1 protein-coding gene is annotated in these 329 nt (G+C 74.2%); it reads left to right on the top strand.

The features are described from left to right. Nucleotides 1-329: MarR family transcriptional regulator (locus tag G6R25_RS24745; RefSeq protein WP_163554725.1), on the top strand; the 329-nt coding region annotated here is incomplete at both ends.

Raw genomic sequence — 329 nt, forward strand, 5'->3', positions numbered from 1 at the left:
TACCGCGGCCACGGCTACCTCAAAGGCCACGGCCCCCGACTGATCCGCACCTGGACGCTCGACGACACCGCCGTCCAGGCCCTGCCGGTCTCGGTATGGCACGCCGACCCACCACCCGACCCGGACCGCTGGCACCTGACGCTGGTCACAGACCCGGCGGACCAGCCCGGGCCGGCGACGAACCGGGATCGGGTCCTGCACGCCGTCCGCGACGGGGCCCGCAGCAACCAGGAGATCGGTGTTGCCACCGGGCTGCACAAGGGCACCGTCAGCCGGACCGTCACCGCCCTCCTCACCGCCGGCCTGCTCACCCGCACCCCGGGCGGCAC

The sequence above is a fragment of the Candidatus Frankia alpina genome, from assembly GCF_902806485.1.
Classification (GTDB): Bacteria; Actinomycetota; Actinomycetes; order Frankiales; family Frankiaceae; genus Frankia; species Frankia alpina.